18 protein-coding genes are annotated in these 16,602 nt (G+C 73.0%); 7 read left to right on the top strand and 11 right to left on the bottom strand.

The window, feature by feature from the left end:
- Positions 1-294: 294 nt before the first annotated feature.
- Together ACLQ2R_RS08055 and ACLQ2R_RS08060 are read left to right on the top strand one after the other, a co-directional pair.
- A complete protein-coding gene (locus ACLQ2R_RS08055; RefSeq protein ID WP_425958718.1) occupies positions 295-786 on the top strand; it encodes a hypothetical protein in 492 nt (163 codons plus the stop codon).
- A 197-nt stretch (positions 787-983) separates the two neighbouring features.
- Positions 984-2,132, top strand: coding sequence for an ADP-ribosylglycohydrolase family protein (locus tag ACLQ2R_RS08060; protein WP_425958719.1), 1,149 nt, complete (start codon positions 984-986; stop codon positions 2,130-2,132).
- A gap of 131 nt (positions 2,133-2,263) precedes the next feature.
- Here ACLQ2R_RS08060 and ACLQ2R_RS08065 read toward each other — a convergent pair whose 3' ends face one another.
- From ACLQ2R_RS08065 to ACLQ2R_RS08080, 4 genes are all read right to left on the bottom strand, one after another.
- A complete protein-coding gene (locus tag ACLQ2R_RS08065) occupies positions 2,264-3,907 on the bottom strand; it encodes a GMC oxidoreductase (RefSeq protein WP_425958720.1) in 1,644 nt (547 codons plus the stop codon).
- Between the two features lie 183 nt (positions 3,908-4,090).
- On the bottom strand, positions 4,091-4,603 hold the full coding sequence (locus ACLQ2R_RS08070; RefSeq protein ID WP_425958721.1) for a carboxymuconolactone decarboxylase family protein: 513 nt from the start codon (positions 4,601-4,603) through the stop codon (positions 4,091-4,093).
- Positions 4,600-5,682 (bottom strand): dihydrodipicolinate reductase, encoded by a 1,083-nt coding sequence (locus tag ACLQ2R_RS08075; protein ID WP_425958722.1) that lies wholly within the window; start codon positions 5,680-5,682, stop codon positions 4,600-4,602. Before ACLQ2R_RS08075 ends, ACLQ2R_RS08070 begins: the two co-directional genes overlap by 4 nt.
- Before the next feature lie 90 nt (positions 5,683-5,772).
- Positions 5,773-6,447 carry a DUF998 domain-containing protein gene (locus ACLQ2R_RS08080; protein WP_425958723.1) on the bottom strand — a complete coding sequence of 225 codons (675 nt, stop codon included), beginning with the start codon at positions 6,445-6,447 and terminating at the stop codon, positions 5,773-5,775.
- Positions 6,448-6,530: 83 nt separating this feature from the next.
- Here ACLQ2R_RS08080 and ACLQ2R_RS08085 point away from each other — a divergent pair, with 83 nt between their 5' ends.
- On the top strand, positions 6,531-7,196 hold the full coding sequence (locus ACLQ2R_RS08085) for a TetR/AcrR family transcriptional regulator C-terminal domain-containing protein (protein ID WP_425958724.1): 666 nt from the start codon (positions 6,531-6,533) through the stop codon (positions 7,194-7,196).
- On the opposite strand, the gene ACLQ2R_RS08090 is transcribed toward ACLQ2R_RS08085, so the two are convergent.
- The 5 genes from ACLQ2R_RS08090 to ACLQ2R_RS08110 form a co-directional block, all read right to left on the bottom strand.
- Complete coding sequence (locus tag ACLQ2R_RS08090; RefSeq protein ID WP_425958725.1) at positions 7,193-9,340, bottom strand: elongation factor G; 2,148 nt, start codon at positions 9,338-9,340, stop codon at positions 7,193-7,195. The two genes, ACLQ2R_RS08085 and ACLQ2R_RS08090, sit on opposite strands and share 4 nt — an antisense overlap.
- A gap of 444 nt (positions 9,341-9,784) precedes the next feature.
- A complete protein-coding gene (locus ACLQ2R_RS08095; protein ID WP_425958726.1) occupies positions 9,785-11,077 on the bottom strand; it encodes an erythromycin esterase family protein in 1,293 nt (430 codons plus the stop codon).
- A 157-nt stretch (positions 11,078-11,234) separates the two neighbouring features.
- Positions 11,235-12,092, bottom strand: a complete 858-nt coding sequence (locus tag ACLQ2R_RS08100; RefSeq protein ID WP_425958728.1) for an alpha/beta fold hydrolase — start codon at positions 12,090-12,092, stop codon at positions 11,235-11,237.
- Positions 12,093-12,157: 65 nt separating this feature from the next.
- Positions 12,158-12,667 (bottom strand): hypothetical protein, encoded by a 510-nt coding sequence (locus ACLQ2R_RS08105; protein ID WP_425958730.1) that lies wholly within the window; start codon positions 12,665-12,667, stop codon positions 12,158-12,160.
- 104 nt (positions 12,668-12,771) lie between these two features.
- Positions 12,772-13,119, bottom strand: a complete 348-nt coding sequence (locus tag ACLQ2R_RS08110; RefSeq protein ID WP_425958732.1) for a winged helix-turn-helix transcriptional regulator — start codon at positions 13,117-13,119, stop codon at positions 12,772-12,774.
- A 101-nt stretch (positions 13,120-13,220) separates the two neighbouring features.
- On the opposite strand from ACLQ2R_RS08110, the gene ACLQ2R_RS08115 reads away from it, so the two are divergent.
- From ACLQ2R_RS08115 to ACLQ2R_RS08125, 3 genes are all read left to right on the top strand, one after another.
- Entirely contained in the window at positions 13,221-13,979 is a 759-nt protein-coding gene (locus ACLQ2R_RS08115; protein WP_425958733.1) for an NAD(P)-dependent oxidoreductase, read from the top strand.
- Positions 13,976-14,167 carry a nitroreductase/quinone reductase family protein gene (locus tag ACLQ2R_RS08120; protein ID WP_425958735.1) on the top strand — a complete coding sequence of 64 codons (192 nt, stop codon included), beginning with the start codon at positions 13,976-13,978 and terminating at the stop codon, positions 14,165-14,167. The genes ACLQ2R_RS08115 and ACLQ2R_RS08120 overlap by 4 nt, the downstream gene beginning before the upstream one ends.
- 64 nt (positions 14,168-14,231) lie before the next feature.
- Complete coding sequence (locus ACLQ2R_RS08125) at positions 14,232-14,588, top strand: nucleotide pyrophosphohydrolase (RefSeq protein WP_425958736.1); 357 nt, start codon at positions 14,232-14,234, stop codon at positions 14,586-14,588.
- 2 nt (positions 14,589-14,590) lie between these two features.
- Here ACLQ2R_RS08125 and ACLQ2R_RS08130 read toward each other — a convergent pair whose 3' ends face one another.
- Positions 14,591-14,911 carry a VOC family protein gene (locus tag ACLQ2R_RS08130; RefSeq protein ID WP_425958738.1) on the bottom strand — a complete coding sequence of 107 codons (321 nt, stop codon included), beginning with the start codon at positions 14,909-14,911 and terminating at the stop codon, positions 14,591-14,593.
- A 133-nt stretch (positions 14,912-15,044) separates the two neighbouring features.
- Between ACLQ2R_RS08130 and chrA the strand changes: the two genes are divergently transcribed.
- Positions 15,045-16,235: a chromate efflux transporter gene (chrA, locus tag ACLQ2R_RS08135; RefSeq protein WP_425958739.1), complete on the top strand. Its 1,191-nt coding sequence runs from the start codon at positions 15,045-15,047 to the stop codon at positions 16,233-16,235.
- 89 nt (positions 16,236-16,324) lie between these two features.
- On the opposite strand, the gene ACLQ2R_RS08140 is transcribed toward chrA, so the two are convergent.
- Entirely contained in the window at positions 16,325-16,483 is a 159-nt protein-coding gene (locus ACLQ2R_RS08140; RefSeq protein ID WP_425958740.1) for a hypothetical protein, read from the bottom strand.
- Positions 16,484-16,602: the final 119 nt, after the last annotated feature.

Raw genomic sequence — 16,602 nt, forward strand, 5'->3', positions numbered from 1 at the left:
ACTGTTGTTGGCACCGGGCCCGCCCGGGGCGGCGGTGGGCGGGGCGGGGGGCGCGAACGGGGGGGGCCCCCGGCTCCACGTGCCGGGTGACGTGCCCGGTTATCGGCCCGCCACTCACGCGGGCGGCGGACCGTACGCGAAAACCTCCCCATCACGCTTTACCGGCCCTTGGCCCGTTCCCGTTCCCGCGCGTGGTCACCGCCACGACGCCCCGGGTGGACGTTCGTCCCGGCCCAGACGTTCACCCTGGGCGATACTCGATCACGCATGGTAGTCAAACGAAAGAGGTTCCCCATGCGTGTCCATCTCGCCTCGGTCGCCGCAACGCTGCTCGCGACCACCTCCCTGGCCCTGACGATTCCCGCCTCGGCCTCCACGGTCGATCCCGTGCGGCCCGGGACCTACGTGATCACCAATCCCAAGGGGCAGTGCCTGCACACCGAGGGCGTCTTCAACGCGAAGGTCGCCCTCGGCCCGTGCGACACCAGGTGGAAGGTCGCTCCCGCTCCCGACGGGGAGACGATCGTGATCCGGCACGCGGACACCGGCAACTGCCTGGCCGTCGGCCTGGAGCGCATCTATCCCCCGAGGGTCGCCACGATCCCGTGCGAGGCGGGCGGCGCGATGCACAGCTGGCTCGTGCGCAAGACCGAGGCCGAGCGGGTCACCATCGCCAGCCCGCGAGGGGGCGGCTACGTGACCGAGGCGGGCGCCGAACAGCCTCTGATGGTGCTGCCCGACGACGAGTCCGGCGACCGGAGGCTGTGGACGTTCACGCCGGCCTGAGATCGCCGATCCCGCTTCGAGAGCGTCGCCCCCGGGCCGGGCCGCATCCGGGGGCGACATCGCCCGTGCGGGACATGGCGCCACCGCCCTCTTCGGGAGCGACTTCCCCGTACGGGCGATGTCGTCACCGGCCCCGCGAAGAGGTGTACAAAGGTCCGCATGCGATGGAGTGACATTTCCGTAGAAGCCGGGCGCTCGTGACGGCCGGCCCGCTCGACCGGCGCGACCGGGTACGCGGCTGCCTGCTGGGCGGCGCGCTCGGTGACGCACTCGGGGCACCCGTCGAGTTCGAGTCGATCGGGAGGATCCGCAGGCAGTACGGCCCCGGCGGCCTGACCGGCCCGGTCCCCGACTGGCGCGGCAAGGTCGGCCTCATCACCGACGACACGCAGATGACGCTGTTCACGGTGGAGGGCCTGCTCCGCGGCGGGGACGTCGCCGCGGTCCGGCGGGCCTACCTGCGCTGGCTGGACACCCAGGAGCACGACGCTCCCCCGCGTTCCTCCACGGCGGACGGTGCGGGAACCGGCACGGGCCCGGGCGCGGCGGACGGCGCGGTGCGCACCGGCGGGCTCCGCGAGCAGCTCTGGCTCTACTCGCAGCGCGCCCCGGGGAACGCCTGCCTGTCGGGCCTGCGCCGGCTGCGGGCCGGTGCCCCGCCCTTCGTCCCGGCCCCGTCCGGCGAGCCGGGCCCGGTGAACCGCGACTCCAAGGGCTGCGGGACCGTCATGCGCTCGGCCCCCTTCGGCCTGGCCGCGCCGAGTGCCCGTCACGCCTTCGACCTGGCCGCCGACTGCGCGCAGATCACCCACGGTCATCCCACCGGCTACCTGTCCGCCGGCGCCTTCGCGGCCCTCGTCCACCTCCTGGTGGAGGACGGGCCCCCGGACCAGGGCGAGCCTCTGGCGTGGGCCGTACGGGAGACGATGGACCTGCTGGCCACCTATCCCGCGCACGAGGAGACCACCGGGGCGCTGCGCGCCGCCGTCCGCCTCGCCGCCGAGGGCGGGCCGACCCCGGAGAGGGTCGAGTCGCTCGGGGGCGCCTGGGTCGCCGAGGAGGCGCTGGCGATCTCCGTCTACTGCGCCCTGCTGAACCCGGGACCCGGCGACGTCGGGCGGGCCCTGCTGCTCGCGGTCAACCACTCCGGGGACAGCGACTCCACCGGCGCCGTCTGCGGCAACCTGCTGGGCGCCCTGCACGGCGAGGCCGCGCTGCCCGGTGAGTGGCTCGCCCACCTGGAGGGCCGCGACGCCGTCGCCGAACTGGCCGACGACTTCGCGGCCCGCTTCGGGGACGGTCACCGGGCCGGCGACTCCTGGCTCGCCCGCTACCCCGTCCCCTGACCTTTGCCGTCCGGCCCCGTCCCTCCCCGGCTCCGGCCTCGGTCAAGGACGGGGCCGGACAGGGACGGGGAACGTGCGGATCGACGAGGGGCCGCTCCTGACCCGGTCCCGGCCAGGGGACGGGACGCGGGTCAGAGGTCGACGTCTATGATCTTCTCGATGTTCCGTTCGGCGAGCGCCGTGATGGTGACGAACGGGTTGACGGTGGTGTTGCCGGGGATCAGCGAGCCGTCGACGACGTACAGGCCCGGGTAGGCGGTGAGGCGGCCGTAGTTGTCGGTGGCCCTGTTCAGCACCGCCCCGCCGAGCGGGTGGTACGTGAGGTGGTCGCCCCAGATCTTGTAGACGCCGAAGAGGTCGGTCCGGTAGATCGTCCCCTCCTTCGAATTGATCCTGTCGAAGATGGTCCTGGCCATGTCGATGGACGGCTGCTTCCAGGAGGTCTGCCAGTTCAGCTCGACCCGGCCGGTCGAGGCGTTCCAGGAGAACTGGGCGCGGTTCGGGTTCCTGGTGATCGACAGGTAGAACGAGGCGAAGGTCTCGATGCCGGTGGGCAGCGGGGCGACCTCGGCGAACGCGCCGCCGGCCGCCCAGTTGTCGATGCCGGAGCAGGGGATGGACGACTGGAGCGCCCCGGTCGGGTCCCACAGGTGGTTGGCCCGGCCGCACATGACGTTGCCGTTGTCGCCCCAGCCCCTGCCGATCTCGCCGTTCAGGCCGGGCAGCACGCCGGTGGCCTTCAGCTTCACCAGCAGCTTGCTGGTGCCGACGCTGCCGGCGGCGAAGAACACCCGGTCGGCCGTCACGGCCTTGGTGGCCGTGACGGTGCCGCCGGTGTCGAGCTGCTCGATGACGATCCGGTAGCGGCCACCGGACGCCGGGGCGACCGAGGTGACCCGGTGCAGCGGCGAGACGGCGACCCTGCCGGTGGCCGCCGCCTGGGCGAGATAGGTCTTCTGCAGGGACTTCTTGCCGTGGTTGTTGCCGTAGAGGATCTCCCCGGCCAGTGCCGACTTCGTGGCGGTCCCGGCCGCCTCCCGCTTCATGTAGTCCCAGTCGTACACGTCGGGCACGAAGACGAACGGGAAGCCGGAGCGCTGGGCGTGCTTGCGGCCGACCCGGGAGTACTGGTAGCAGGCGGTGGACTCGAACCAGGCCGGGTCGACGGTGCCGACCCCGAGCCCGGCGTTGGCGCGGGGGTAGTGGACGCCGTACATCTCGTCGGCGTTCACCGACGGCAGGACGGCGGCGAAGTTCTCGCGGCGGGGGACGACCGCCATGCCGCCGTTGACCAGCGACCCGCCGCCGACGCCCCGGCCCTGGTAGACCGTGATGCCGCCGAACTCCTCGGCGTCCAGGATGCCGGTGTAGCGGGGGATGTCCCGGTCGATCGGGAAGCCGAGGAAGTAGTTGAGGGGTGCCTTGGTCCTGGTGCGCAGCCAGTAGGAGCGCTTGTCCGGCTCGCGCGTGTTGCAGAAGATCTTGCCGTCGGAGCCGGGGGTGTCCCAGGCCATGCCCATCTCGATCATGTGCACGTCGACGCCCGCCTGGGCGAGACGCAGGGCGGCGACCGCGCCGCCGTACCCGGTGCCGATCACCAGGGCCGGCACGTGGGCCCCGTCGGCGATGGCGGGAGCCGCCGAGGCGGCGTGAGCGCGGGCCGCGCCCGCCTGGCCGCCGAGGGCCGCAGCCCCCAGGATGGAACCGGTTGCAGTGATGAAACCCCGACGCGAAACGCCCTTCGAGCCAGCACCCTCTGGGGCTGTGTCGGCCATGTGACGCTCCTTTCTGGAAACAAAATGAGAACATGTTCTACATAGTGTTCGCGCCTTGGATCATCGCTTGCCAAAAGGTGGTTCACGGCCGGTCCGTCGACCGGTCGTCCAGGTCGGGGCGCGTCCGCCCCTGTGCCGAGGTGCCGATCCGGGACGCGCCCGCCCGCACGGCGGGGCGCGGGGTCAGGTGGCGTCCGCCCGGGTGCCCGAGGGGGACGGGCCCCGCGTGAGGACGCACACGGTGTCCAGGCCCAGCACGTGGTTGAGCCTGCCGAACGCCAGCCAGGAGCCGAGGCTCATGCTCAGCTCCACGATCTCCGGCTGGCTGTAGCGCGCGGTCATCCTGGTCCAGAACTCGTCGTCGAGCCCACGGTGGTCCAGGGCGTACCGTTCGGCGTACTCGGCCGCCAGCCGGGTGCGGTCGTCGAAGGCGCCGGTGGTACGCCACTGCGCGACCGCGTCGGCGAACCCGTCCTCCACCTTCTCCCCGTCCCGCTCGGTCCGCCAGTCGAGGCAGAAGACGCACCCGTTGATCTGGGCGATCCGCAGCCGCGCGGCCTCGAACTCGCGGAGCCCGAGGGTCGTGTGGGCGTAGACCGCCATCGAGAACCTCGACGCGGCGGGCCCGATGCCCGGGATCATCTCCCCCCACACGTACTCGATCGCGTCCCTGCCCTCGGGGATGTCGATGTTCACGGTCGTCTCCTTCCGAGCCTGCCGGTCGCGGGACGCAGCGGGACGTCGAGCGCGTCGTAGAGTCCGGGTTCCGCCTCCACGAGCCAGTCGACGGCGCCCACCAGGCGGCCGACCGCGGTGGCGTTCCCGCCCGCGGCCCGGTTGCCGCCGGCGTCGGTGGCCTCGACGGTGACCTCGATCCGCGGGTCCCCCTCGATGATCACCCGGTGTGCCCCGTCCCCGCCGCCGGGCGGGACCGGCCAGTCCGGGGCACAGGAGGCGTGGATGCGGGTGACGTGCTCGACGACGATCCGGGGGACGCCGCCGACGACGCCCCGCACCTCGAACCGCACCGCGCCCTGGGTGCCGGCCGCGAACTCCCCCATCGTCGCGGTGTCCACCGTCGTCTCCAGCGGACGCCGCTGGAGGGTCTCGGTGATCTCGTCGAGCTCGGCGCCGAGGGCGCGGGCCATCAGCCGCACCTGACCGCCCCACACCATGGTCGGGACCGTCGGCGCGAGCATCGGCGGCTCGTAGTCCATCGGCTGGCCCATGCCGACGAGGTAGCGCACCGCGTCGGGCTGGTCGTAGGTGGAGTAGTCGAAGATCTCCTGGCAGCGGACCACGTCCACGACGGTGCCGAGCCCGCTGATCAGCAGCGGCAGCACGTCGTTGCCCCAGCCGGGGTCGACGCCGGAGACGAACAGCGAGCCGCCGCCCTCGGCGACGGCGGCCAGCACCGCCTCCCTCGTCCCGGGCGGGGCGCCGCGCCGGTCGTAGAGCGCGTACAGGGCGGGGGTGACGACCACGGCTCCGGCCCGGATCGCCCGGACGACGTCGGCCAGGGCCCCGTCCGGGCGGATGTCGCCGGAGGCCGCGTACACCACGGCGCCGGGAGCGGTGGCCAGCACCGCGCCGGCGTCGGCGGTCGCGGTGACCCCGAGCTCGCGGCCGAGCCCGGCGAGCTCGCCCGCGTCGCGGCCCGCCTTGGCGGGGTCGTGGACGAGCACGGCGGTGAGTCTCAGTGCCGGATGGGCCTCGACGGCGCGGATGGCCGCGCGGCCGATGTTGCCGGTTCCCCAGACGACGGTGGACACCATGGGCGGAGCGTAGCAAGCGCTTGGTTTGGTGTACAGTACCGCCACCGCCGCACCTGCCGTCGCGGATCCCTCCGCCGGCGTCGGAGTCCCCTACCCGCCGTCGACGCGCACCTCGCGGCGGATCCGTACCGCCAGCGTCGCGGCCCAGCTCCAGCCGACCAGGGCCAGCAGGCGGAGCAGCAGGCTCAGCGGCCGCGCGTCCTGCCCCCGGTCCGACAGCACCCCCGCCAGCAGGTAGATCACGGGAAGCGCCACGCCGACGGCCGCGCAGTACAGCGACCAGCCGCGATCCCCGGCGGCGGCGAACCGGCGCGCGAACACGGCGCAGGCCGCGACGAGCGAGACGAGCACCACGAAGAACGACGCGCCGTGCAGGACGTAGCTCGGGCCGTACTCCTCGGGAAGGCCCGGCGGCGCCCCGGCCGGGTAGCCGAACGCCGGTTCGGTACGGAAGAGACCGGCACCGGTCAGGCCGGCGCCGTACCCGCCGATCAGCAGCGGCCCCCAGGTGCCGCCGCGCCCCGGACGCAGCACCCGCCACAGCCCGGCGGCGAACGCGACGTTCAGCAGGCCGGCGACCACGAAGTTCGCCACCTGGACCCATCCGCCGTCGCCCAGGCTCAGCATGCTGAGCAGGTGCCGCCGGGGGTCGAACCCCTCCCGGGTGTAGTCCTGGACCGCGACCACGAAGAGGAACAGCGGCCCGGCCACGGCGCCGCAGGTCAGCAGCGCCCCGGTCGACGGCCACGCGGACGTTCTCGGCATGACTCTCCCCCGTACGACTTCCTTAGCAGCGCTAAGTGCGCGCTGACGGTCATGCTTCCTTAGCGCTGCTAAGCTGTCAACGGATGGGCGAGAACAGGCGGGGAGCCGGGCTGACCCGGCAGACGGTGGTCGAGACGGCGCTCCGGCTGCTCGGCGAGGTCGGGCTGGACGGGCTGACCGTGCGCAGGCTCGCCACCGAGCTGGGCGTACGGTCGCCCGCGCTCTACTGGCACCTGCGCGACAAGCAGGAACTGCTCGACGCGATGGCCGACGCGATCGTCCTGGCCGCCGGCATGGGCCCGCCGCACGACGGCGAGTCCTGGCAGGACTGGCTGTGCCGCCGGGCCCGCGCCTACCGCGCCTCGCTGCTCGCCCACCGCGACGGCGCCCGCCTCGTCTCCAACGCGGCGAGCCTGAGCCCGCACACGGTCAGGATGTTCGACGAGGAACTGGCCGCCACCGTCGCCCTGGGCTTCACCCCGGTGCTGGCACTGCGCACGGTCACGGCCGTCACCCGGTACGTCAACGGGTTCGTCCTGCAGGAGCAGGCCGAGCGCCAGACGCCCCCCGGCAGCCCCGCCGAGCGGCTGGCGGCGCTGGCGGGGCTGCTCGAACGGGGACAGGAGGCCACCCTGATCACCGCGCTCCGCGAGGGCGGTGGCCAGGGCGGCGAGGAGGCGTTCGAGCACGGCCTGCGCGTCCTCATCGACGGCACCTCCGCCGCCCTGACCCGCGAGGCCCGTTCCTAACCGGCCGGGGCGTACCCGACGGCCCGGGTGGTGAAGGTCCCCCGGCCCTGGGTCCGGCTGCGCAGCCGGGTCGCGTACCCGAACAGCTCGGCCAGCGGCACGGTCGCGGTGATCACCACCGTTCCCGCGCGCGCGGCCGACCCCGAGACCCGGCCGCGCCGCGCCGACAGGTCGCCCATTACCCCGCCCGCGGCGTCGCCGGGCACGGTGACCGTGACCTCGACCACCGGTTCCAGCAGCACCATCGCGCAGGAGCGCAGCGCCTGGCGCAGCGCGAGCCGGCCGGCCGTGCGGAACGCCATCTCCGAGGAGTCCTTGGGGTGGGTCGCCCCGTCGGTCAGCGTGACCCGCAGGCCCGTCACCGGATGACCCCCGAGCGGACCTTCGGCCAGGGCGTCCCGGCAGCCGGCCTCCACCGCCCGGACGTACTCGCGCGGCACCCGCCCGCCGACGACGGCCGACCGGAACGCGAAGCCCGCCGCACCGCCGTCGGCGCCGTCACCACCGGCGGCACGGGCGGCACCGGCAAGACCGGCGCCACCGACCGGACCCGTCGCACCGTCGAGAGCGGCGGCACCTTCCAGGGGTTCCACGTCCAGGACGACGTGGGCGAACTGCCCGGCACCCCCGTCCTGCTTGACGTGCCGGTACAGCACCCCCGACACCCCGCGCCCGACCGTCTCGCGGTAGGCCACCTGCGGCCTGCCGACACCGACGTCCAGGTCGTGGGTACGGCGGATCCTCTCCACCGCGACCTCCAGGTGCAGCTCGCCCATCCCCGACAACAGCGTCTGACCGGTCTCGGGATCGGCCCGGACCACCAGTGAGGGGTCCTCCTCGACCAGCCGCGCCAGCGCCACCGCCAGCCTGCCCGCGTCGACACTCCTGCGGGCCTCGACCGCGACGGAGACCACCGGATCGGCCACGGACGGCGGTTCGAGGACCAGCGGCGCCGAGGGTGAGCACAGGGTGGCCCCGGTGCGGGCCGCCTTCAGCCCGACCACCGCCACGATGTCCCCGGCCACCGCCCGGTCCACCTCGGTGTTCCGGTCGGCCTGCACCCGCAGGATCCGGCCGATCCGCTCGGTACGCCCCGCGCCCGCGTCCAGCACCGTCTCCCCCTTCCTGATCGTCCCCGAGTACACCCGCAGGTAGGCCAGCCGCCCGGTGGCGGTCGCGTTCACCTTGAACACCAGCGCGGCCAGCGGCGCCTCCGGATCGGCGGCCCGCTCCTCCACCGCACCGCCCGCCGTCCCGTCGCCGACGCCCCGTACCGGCGGCACGTCCAGCGGCGAGGGCAGGTAGGCCACGACGGCGTCCAGCAGCGGCTCGATCCCGCGGTCGCGGTAGGCCGACCCGCACAGCACCACCACGCCCTCCCCCGTACGGGTCAGGTCGCGCAGCACGGCGGCGAGGGTCGGTGCGGAGATCGTCGCGTCCGCGCAGAACTCCTCCAGCGCGAGCGGATGCAGCTCGGCCACCGCCTCCTCCAGCGACCGGCGGCGCCGGAGCGCCTCCTCCCTCAGGGCGTCGGGCACCGGCCCCTCCTCGAACGCGCCGCCACCGGCCCAGACCAGTGACCGCATGCGCAGCAGGTCGACCACCCCGACGAAGGCGTCCTCGCGCCCGATCGGGAGCTGGACCACCAGCGGGACCACGCGCAGCCGCTCGCGGATGGAGGCGACCGCCGTGTCGAGGTCGGCTCCGGCGCGGTCGAGCTTGTTGACGAAGGCGATCCGCGGCACCCCGTGCCGGTCGGCCTGCCGCCACACCGACTCGCTCTGCGGTTCGACCCCGGCGACGGCGTCGAACACCGCGATCGCGCCGTCGAGCACCCGCAGCGAGCGCTCCACCTCGTCGGAGAAGTCGACGTGGCCGGGGGTGTCGATCAGGTGGACGCGGTGGCCGTCCCAGGCACAGCTCACCGCGGCGGCGAAGATGGTGATCCCACGGTCGCGCTCCTGGGGGTCGAAGTCGGTGACGGTCGTCCCGTCGTGCACGTCGCCACTCTTGTAGGTGGCGCCGGTGACGTACAGGATCCGTTCGGTGACGGTGGTCTTGCCCGCGTCGACGTGGGCGAGGATGCCCAGGTTGCGGACGCCGTCCAGCGATTCGGTGATATGACGGTGCAGGTCGGTGCGCACGGCTCATGGCCCTTCGGGAGGATCCAACGGAACAGCGCGATTTCCGGACGAGACGACCTCGGTTCGGGTCGTGGAGAGACCCCTGGCGCGGCGCGGCCGTACGGGGACATGCCCCGCCGGCCCGTTCGGCACCGGCCGGCTCGGCGCGGGCTTGTCCGGCGCCGGGCGGGTGGGGGTCAGGCGTTCGTCACGGAGCTTCGACGCCGGCCGCGCGGCCGGTGTCGGGCACCGAGGAAGACACCAGGATCACGTCGTAGCGTGACGGGGGAATGACGACAGAGGTGCGGTGGCGCACGGTCTGCTCCCCTCACTGGGTCGAAGGCGCGCGCCGCGTGACACGGCGACGCGTGATCAGTGGCGAGTGTAATGAGGTAGGAACGCGCGGGAAACCGGTTTTCCGCCCGCGGCGACTCCCGGGATGCCGGCCGAGACGAACGGGCCAGGTCACACGTCCGGCACCGGAGCGGCATGCCCCACGAAGACGACTCCGTCGATCTCGCGCAGGTGGCCGGGGTCCAGCGGGAAGTAGCCGTGGTCCGCCGACGTGTCGGTGCGCGGGACCGGCTCCGTCCCCGCGGCGCCGAGGGCGTCGGCCAGACCCTTCGGGTCGACGACGTGGCGGTTGCCCGGAAGGACGGACAGGATTCCCTCCGGCGTGTCCGGGTGCGGGGCGCCGAGCCCCCGGTGCGGCGCGGCTCCCAGGGCCGACGCCACGAAGGCGTACGCGCCGCCCAGCCGCTCGGCGACGATCGCTCCGGCGCTCCACCACCTCAGCGTCCGGCCCTCCAGCGGCCCCCAGCCGGGCGGCAGCCGCCAGAGGCTCTCGTTCCGCTGGAGGTGGCGGTTGTGGGCGTGGACCAGCGTCGGACCGGTCCGCGACCGCTGCTCCGCGACGGCCAGCAGGTTGTCGGCCATCATCGCGTCGCGAAGGCCCATGAGCCGCACCATGCGCGCCTCGGAGGTGTCGGCCATCGCGGCGTGATAGCGGAGCAGGCCCGTCGCGCTGCGCCCGTACAGGCAGGCCCGCCACCAGTCGTCGCGCGAGGTCGCGCGGATCAGGCGCGGCGCCTGAGCGGTGAGCAGCGCCAGCAGGTCGTCCGCGACCAGGCGCAGTTCCCCGGCCTCGGCGGACAGCCCCACGGACCGGGAGGGGTCGGTGAGGATCGCGGGATCGGTCCACCGGTCGTCGGAGCCGATCAGGTTCTCGACGGCGTCCACGGTGTGCGGGACGAGATCGGCCTCCAGGTGGGCGGAGAGGTAGGCGTGCAGCGCGACGAGCGCCCGCCCGGGACTGTCCGGTCCGCTCATCTCGATCGGGGCGTCGAACCCGGAGAAGGTGACCCGGTCCGCCGCGGGACGGTCGCGGTTGTACTCCCTCATCCACCGCACGAGCTCCCGGTTCGCCGCCGACCCCGCGAACCCGGGGCTGAAACCGCGGCGCATGACGTCGTCGAGCGCTCCCGCCCCCTCCGTGACGTACGCGTCGACGATCAGGCCCGACAGGCAGTCGCTCTCCAGCGCGATCGACCGGTAGCCCTCGTGCTCGACGAGGTACCGGAAGATCTCGTTGCGCAGCCGCGGAAACGCCTCCTCGCCGTGCATGGGCTCCCCCAGACCGAGCAGGCGGGGCCTGTCCGGTAGCGACCGCAGGAGTCTCGTCATCGCGGAACCGAGATCCGCGGCGCTCTCGGCGGAGAAGGCCCACGCGTCGTCCCGGGATCGAGGGTCGGCGGCCATGACGGCTCCCGTCTGTTCGGCGATTCGGCGGCACCCTCAACCGTATCCTTGAACCCCCTGTTGAGACTTCCACCGCTTCTCGCCTGCCCGGCGGGGTGAGGGTCTCAACGGTGACCGGCGACCCGGCTCCCGGGCGTCCGAGGTGCCCGTCAGGGCGCTACCGGGAGGGGCCGAGTTCCGTCACGGCGTCGGCGACGTCGCCGGGGCACTCCAACGGGACGAAGTGACCGACCCCGTCGACCGGCCGCAGGTCGAGGTCGCCGAAGAAGTCGCCCAGCCTGTCCGACCACTCCCGGGGGAACAGCGGATCGTGCTCGGGCCACAGCACGATGGTCGGCGCCGCGACGCGGTCCGCCGGGTCGGGGGTCCGCTCCGCGGCCACCACGGCCGCGGTCCCCGACCCGGCCCGGTACCAGGCGATGGAGGCGGTGAACGCCCCGGGCGCCGCGTAGCCGGGGACCAGGTGGTCGACGTCGGGCCGGAAATCCGGCCCCGACCAGTGCGTCCAGAAATGCAGGAGGTAGTCGCGCACGGCCTCGGTCTTGCCGTCGACCAGGTGCTCGGCCAGCGGCAGCCGGTGGAAGGTCTGGTACCAGAACTCGCGCTGGGCCCGCTCTCCGAGCACCCGTTCCCCGATGCCGGGCAGGGGCGGGGACAGGACCAGGCCGCCGACGAGGTCGGGGCGGGTCAGGGCGACGCGCTGGGCGATCCGGCTTCCGATGTCGTACCCGGCCAGCACCGGCCGTTCGAGGCCGAGTTCCTCGATGAGCCCGACGACGCTGCGCGCCTGCCCGGCGGCGCCGTAGTGCTCCGCCGGGTCCGCGGGGTGTTTGTCGGACTCGCCGAACCCGCGGAGATCGGGCACGACGACCCGGTGCGAGGCCGCCAGCAGGGGGACCACCAGCCGGTGGTCGCTCCTGTCACCGGGCCACCCGTGCAGCAGCACCACGGGCGGCCCGGTGCCCGTGATGTCGTAGCGGAGCCGGAACCCGTCCACCCCCGAGGTCGTCGGCATGGCCCCCTCCTCGATCGCTTCACGGTAGGTCTCCCCCGTGGAAGCGATCCCTACTCCGGCCGCCGCTACGGAGAGAGACGACCGGTGCACAGCGCATCGAGCCGCTCCAGCGTCCTGGACATGCTCTCCACCCACCAGGCACGACCGTCGCCGAACTCGGCGCGCTTGTCCTGCGGCAGGCGGGAACCGTCGAAGGTCTCGGTCACGATCGTCGCGCCGGGGCCGTCGGGCACGAGGTCGAAGACCCACCGATGCCCCCACCGCCCCTGGGGGGCGTGCACGTCCGGGTGACCGCGCCCGGGTTTGGGCTCCCAGCCGACGCGCCGGTCCTGCTCGTACTCCACGACGTGGTTGTCCATCTCGTAGTCGCCGTGCCGTTCGTTCGACATCCGCATGACGAAGACGTCGCCGAGACCCGAGATCACCGCATCGGAGGCGGGCCCCCGCACCATCCCGGAACCGTCCAGGTCGAGGTGCCGCCCCGGGTCCGTCACGACCCTGAAGATGACACCCGCCGGAGCCTCGATGCGCCGGGACACCGCCACGGGCCCGTCGGCCTCTCCCACCATCGGCACGCCTTTCCTCACCGCACAGCACCGGCTGACCTTCCGCGCGTGATGCTACGTGAGGGGTAGGACAGAACGGCCGCGCAGGAACGGGCGACCGGTGCCGGGACGCGTCACGCCTCGTGCGCGTCCAGGATCTCGTCCCAGTGCTCCCAGGTCCACTCGCACGCGGCGTTCATCGGCCCGATCATGCTGCGGCCGAGCGGCGTCAGCGCGTACTCGACCCTCTGCGCGGGATGGACGGTGCGGGTGATCAGGCCTTTGCGCGTGAGCGTCCGGAGCGACCCGGTGAGCACCTTCGCGGTGATGCCGCGCAGCGGGACCCGAAGCTCCGAGAACCGCCTCGGGCCGTCCTCCAGGCAGCGGATGATCAGCCCTGCCCACTTGTCGCCGAAGCGGATCGGCGCGAGATCGGACGGGCAGGCCGGATCGAACATGTCCGGATCAAGGGGTGCTGTCACCCGTTCCACGGTAACCGGTATCCCGTCGGTAACCACCTGTTCGGATACCTTCCCGGCAGCGGCCGGTGATCGGATCCGGCCGCGGGAACGAGGGGTGCGAGATGAGCGACATCATCGTCTTCGGCGCGGGCGGCAGGGCGGGCCGGGCGGCCGTCCACGAGGCCCGCCGCCGCGGCCACCGGGTCACCGCCGTCGTCCGGGACCCGGCCGGACACGACGACCTGACGGCGGAGGGTGCACGGATCGTCGCCGGCGACATCACGGACGCGGACGGCATCGCGAGACTCGCCCGGGGCCACGACGCCGCGATCGCCGCCGCCTACGACTTCGGTACGCCGCCCGGCGTCTTCTTCCCCGCCGCCGCCCGCGCCCTGCTCGACGGACTGGCCGGGGCGGGCGTTCCCCGGCTGCTGGCCGTCGGCCTGGCGTCGGTCCTGGAGACCGCGTCCGGGACACTCCTGATGGACACCCCCGGCTACCCGCAGGAGTACCGGTCGTTCTTCCTGGGCCACGCGGCCGGGAACGACGTTCTGCGCACCGCCGGCACCGACCTCGACTGGCTGATCCTCAGCCCGAGCGGTGACTTCGACCACGGCGGCCCCCGCACCGGCCGCTACCGTACGGCCCCCGCCGACGCGGACAGCCGTATCTCCTACGCCGACTTCGCGATCGCCCTGCTCGACGAGATCGACTCCCCCGCCCACCACCGCGTGCACCTCGGCGTCGAGAAGGGCACCGACACCATGAAGCACCCCGGCGAGAAAGACACCGACACGACGGAGGACCCCGTACAGAAGGGCACCGACGCCACGGAGCACCCCGGTGCCTCGGAGGATTCCCGCGTCGAGGGGGCCCGATGAAGGTCGCCGACCCCGTCGCCACCGTCCAGGTCGGCACCGAGACGTTCACCGTGACCGCGCGGACCGCCACCCTCGAGGAGAAGCCCCGCCTGTGGCGGCTCATGGTCGCGACCATGCCGTCCTACGAGGGGTACCGGAAGAGCACCGACCGGGACATCCCCGTGGTGATCGCCGAACGCACGGGGTGACGGGGCCGCGTCGAGCATCCCGGTACCCGCTCCCCTCGGCCCGCGCCTTGTAGCGTGTGCCCCCATGACGGAGCTTGAAGAACTGGCGGCCCGACTCCGGCGGTTCGCCGAGGCGCGGGAGTGGCAGCGCTTCCACACCCCCAAGAACCTGGCCATGGCGCTGTCCGGCGAGGCCGGTGAGCTGGTCGCGGAGTTCCAGTGGCTGACGCCCGAGGAGTCGGCGGCCGTCATGGGCGACCCCGACGCCGCCGCGCGCGTCCGCTCCGAGGTCGCCGACGTCATGATCTACCTGACCCGGCTGGCCGACACGCTGGGGATCGACCTCGTCGAGGCGGCCCACGCCAAACTCGACGAGGGCGACCGCCGCTACGACGTGCAGACCTACCGGGGAACCATCAAGAAGGCCCCGCCCCTCTCCTGATCTCATCCGGTGATCGCCCGGTGGGCGGGTTCGACGAGGTTGCCGGCGGGGTCGGTGAGCAGGATCTGCCGTCCGCCGGGACCGGCGACCACGTCGCCCTGGAAGGGCAGCCCGGCGTCGCGGAGCCGGCCGATCTCGTCGTCGAGGTCCTCGACGACGAGGTGGACGCGGTTGCGGCCGGCGGGGGTGCCCGGGGAGGTGGCGCGGGCGCCGGAGCTGCTGCGCCGCGTGGTGACCAGGCCGCCGTCGCTCAGCAGCCGCCTCCGCAGCGGGTGGCGGGCCGGCCCCACGGGGGCCGGGACGGGTCGAGCCGGGGGCACCACGTCGCGACAATACATCGCATGTAATCGATGTATTCGGCCCGCCGTAGTGTCCGATCTGCTCACGGGCTGTCACCTGGGTCCCGATGGCAGCCTTCACACCGAGCGAGCCGCACGACCGGGGAGGAGAGCGACAGTGGCAGACGAACAGGCCGCCGACGATCAGGCAGGCGGCCCCGAAGGCGGCAGGACGTCCTGGCGCGGAGTGCGGGAGGTGGCGCTGCTGTTCCTCAAGCTCGGCACCATCGCCTTCGGCGGCCCGGCCGCGCACACCGCGATGATGCGCGACGAGCTGGTACGCCGCCGAGGCTGGGTCAGCGACGAGCGGTTCGTCGACCTGATGGGCGCCACCAACCTCATCCCCGGCCCCAACTCCACCGAACTGGCCATCCACCTGGGCTTCGACCGTGCCCGCTGGCGCGGCCTGCTGGCCGCCGGCCTCTGCTTCATCCTCCCGGCCGCGTTGATCGTCACGGCTCTGGCCTGGGCCTACGTCACCTACGGAACGACACCCGCCGTCACGGGCATCCTGTACGGCATCGTCCCGGCGGTGATCGCGATCATCGCTCACGCCCTCTTCGCCCTCCTCCGCACGGTGATCAAGAACGTGTGGTTCGCGCTGCTGGCCGTCGCCGCCCTGGCCGCCTACCTGCTCGGGGTGAACGAACTGCTCGTGATGGCGGCCGGTGCGCTGCTCACGGCGGCGGCACGCGTGATCCCCCGCCGCCGGGACACCGTGCACGGAATGCTCGCGCTGCCGTTGCTCGGCATGGGCTCGCCGCTCCTCCCCGATCCCACGGGGGGTCAGCTGGCGCAGCTCTTCCTCACCATGCTGAAGATCGGATCCGTGCTGTACGGCAGCGGGTACGTCCTGCTGGCCTTCCTGCGCGGCGACTTCGTCGAGCGGCTCGGCTGGATCACCGGCCCCCAGCTCGTCGACGCCGTCTCCGTCGGCCAGGTCACCCCGGGCCCGGTCTTCACCACCGCCACCTTCGTCGGCTACCTCGTCGCCGGTCCGGCCGGAGCGTTCCTGGCCACCGTCGCCATCTTCCTGCCGTCCTTCGTCTTCGTCGGCTTGCTCACCAGGCTCGCCGACAGGCTCCGCTCCAGCGCCTGGACCTCCGCCCTGCTCGACGGCCTCAACGTCGCCGCCCTGGCCCTGATGGCCGGTGTCTCCCTCCAGCTCGGCCGGACCGCGATCGTCGATCCCCTCACCGTCGCGATCGCCCTGACCACCCTGGTGCTGCTGTGGAGGACCAGGCTCAACAACGCCTGGTACATCGCCGCCGGCGCCGCCGTCGGCCTGGCCCACACCCTGCTGACCTGAAGGACTCCCCGGCGAACCACCGGGCAGGCGGATCCACCGCGGCGACCCCCAAACCCCGCGGCGCGTTCCCGCCCCCGGCAGAGACATGGTCACCGCCGATCGCGGCGGCTCCGGGCGCGGTAGTGGTCGAGCACGTCCTGGCGGAGGAGGTCGCCGAAACCCGCGGCCTCGATGCGCAGGCCGAGTTCGGGTTCGGTCACCCCGAGCGTGACGGCGGTGTCCGCCAGGTTCCAGCCGGAGGCGGGCACCGCAGCGACATTCGAACATGCGGGCCGGGCTGCGGTGTGGCGACTGGAGCGGTCGGCCATCGCAGCGGCGCCGTGACGGCGGTAGCGGGTGGTGGTGAGGGAGGGCCTGAAAGCGTTCG

Origin of the sequence: Streptosporangium sp. DT93 (assembly GCF_049844535.1) — a bacterium.
Lineage (GTDB): Bacteria > Actinomycetota > Actinomycetes > Streptosporangiales > Streptosporangiaceae > Streptosporangium.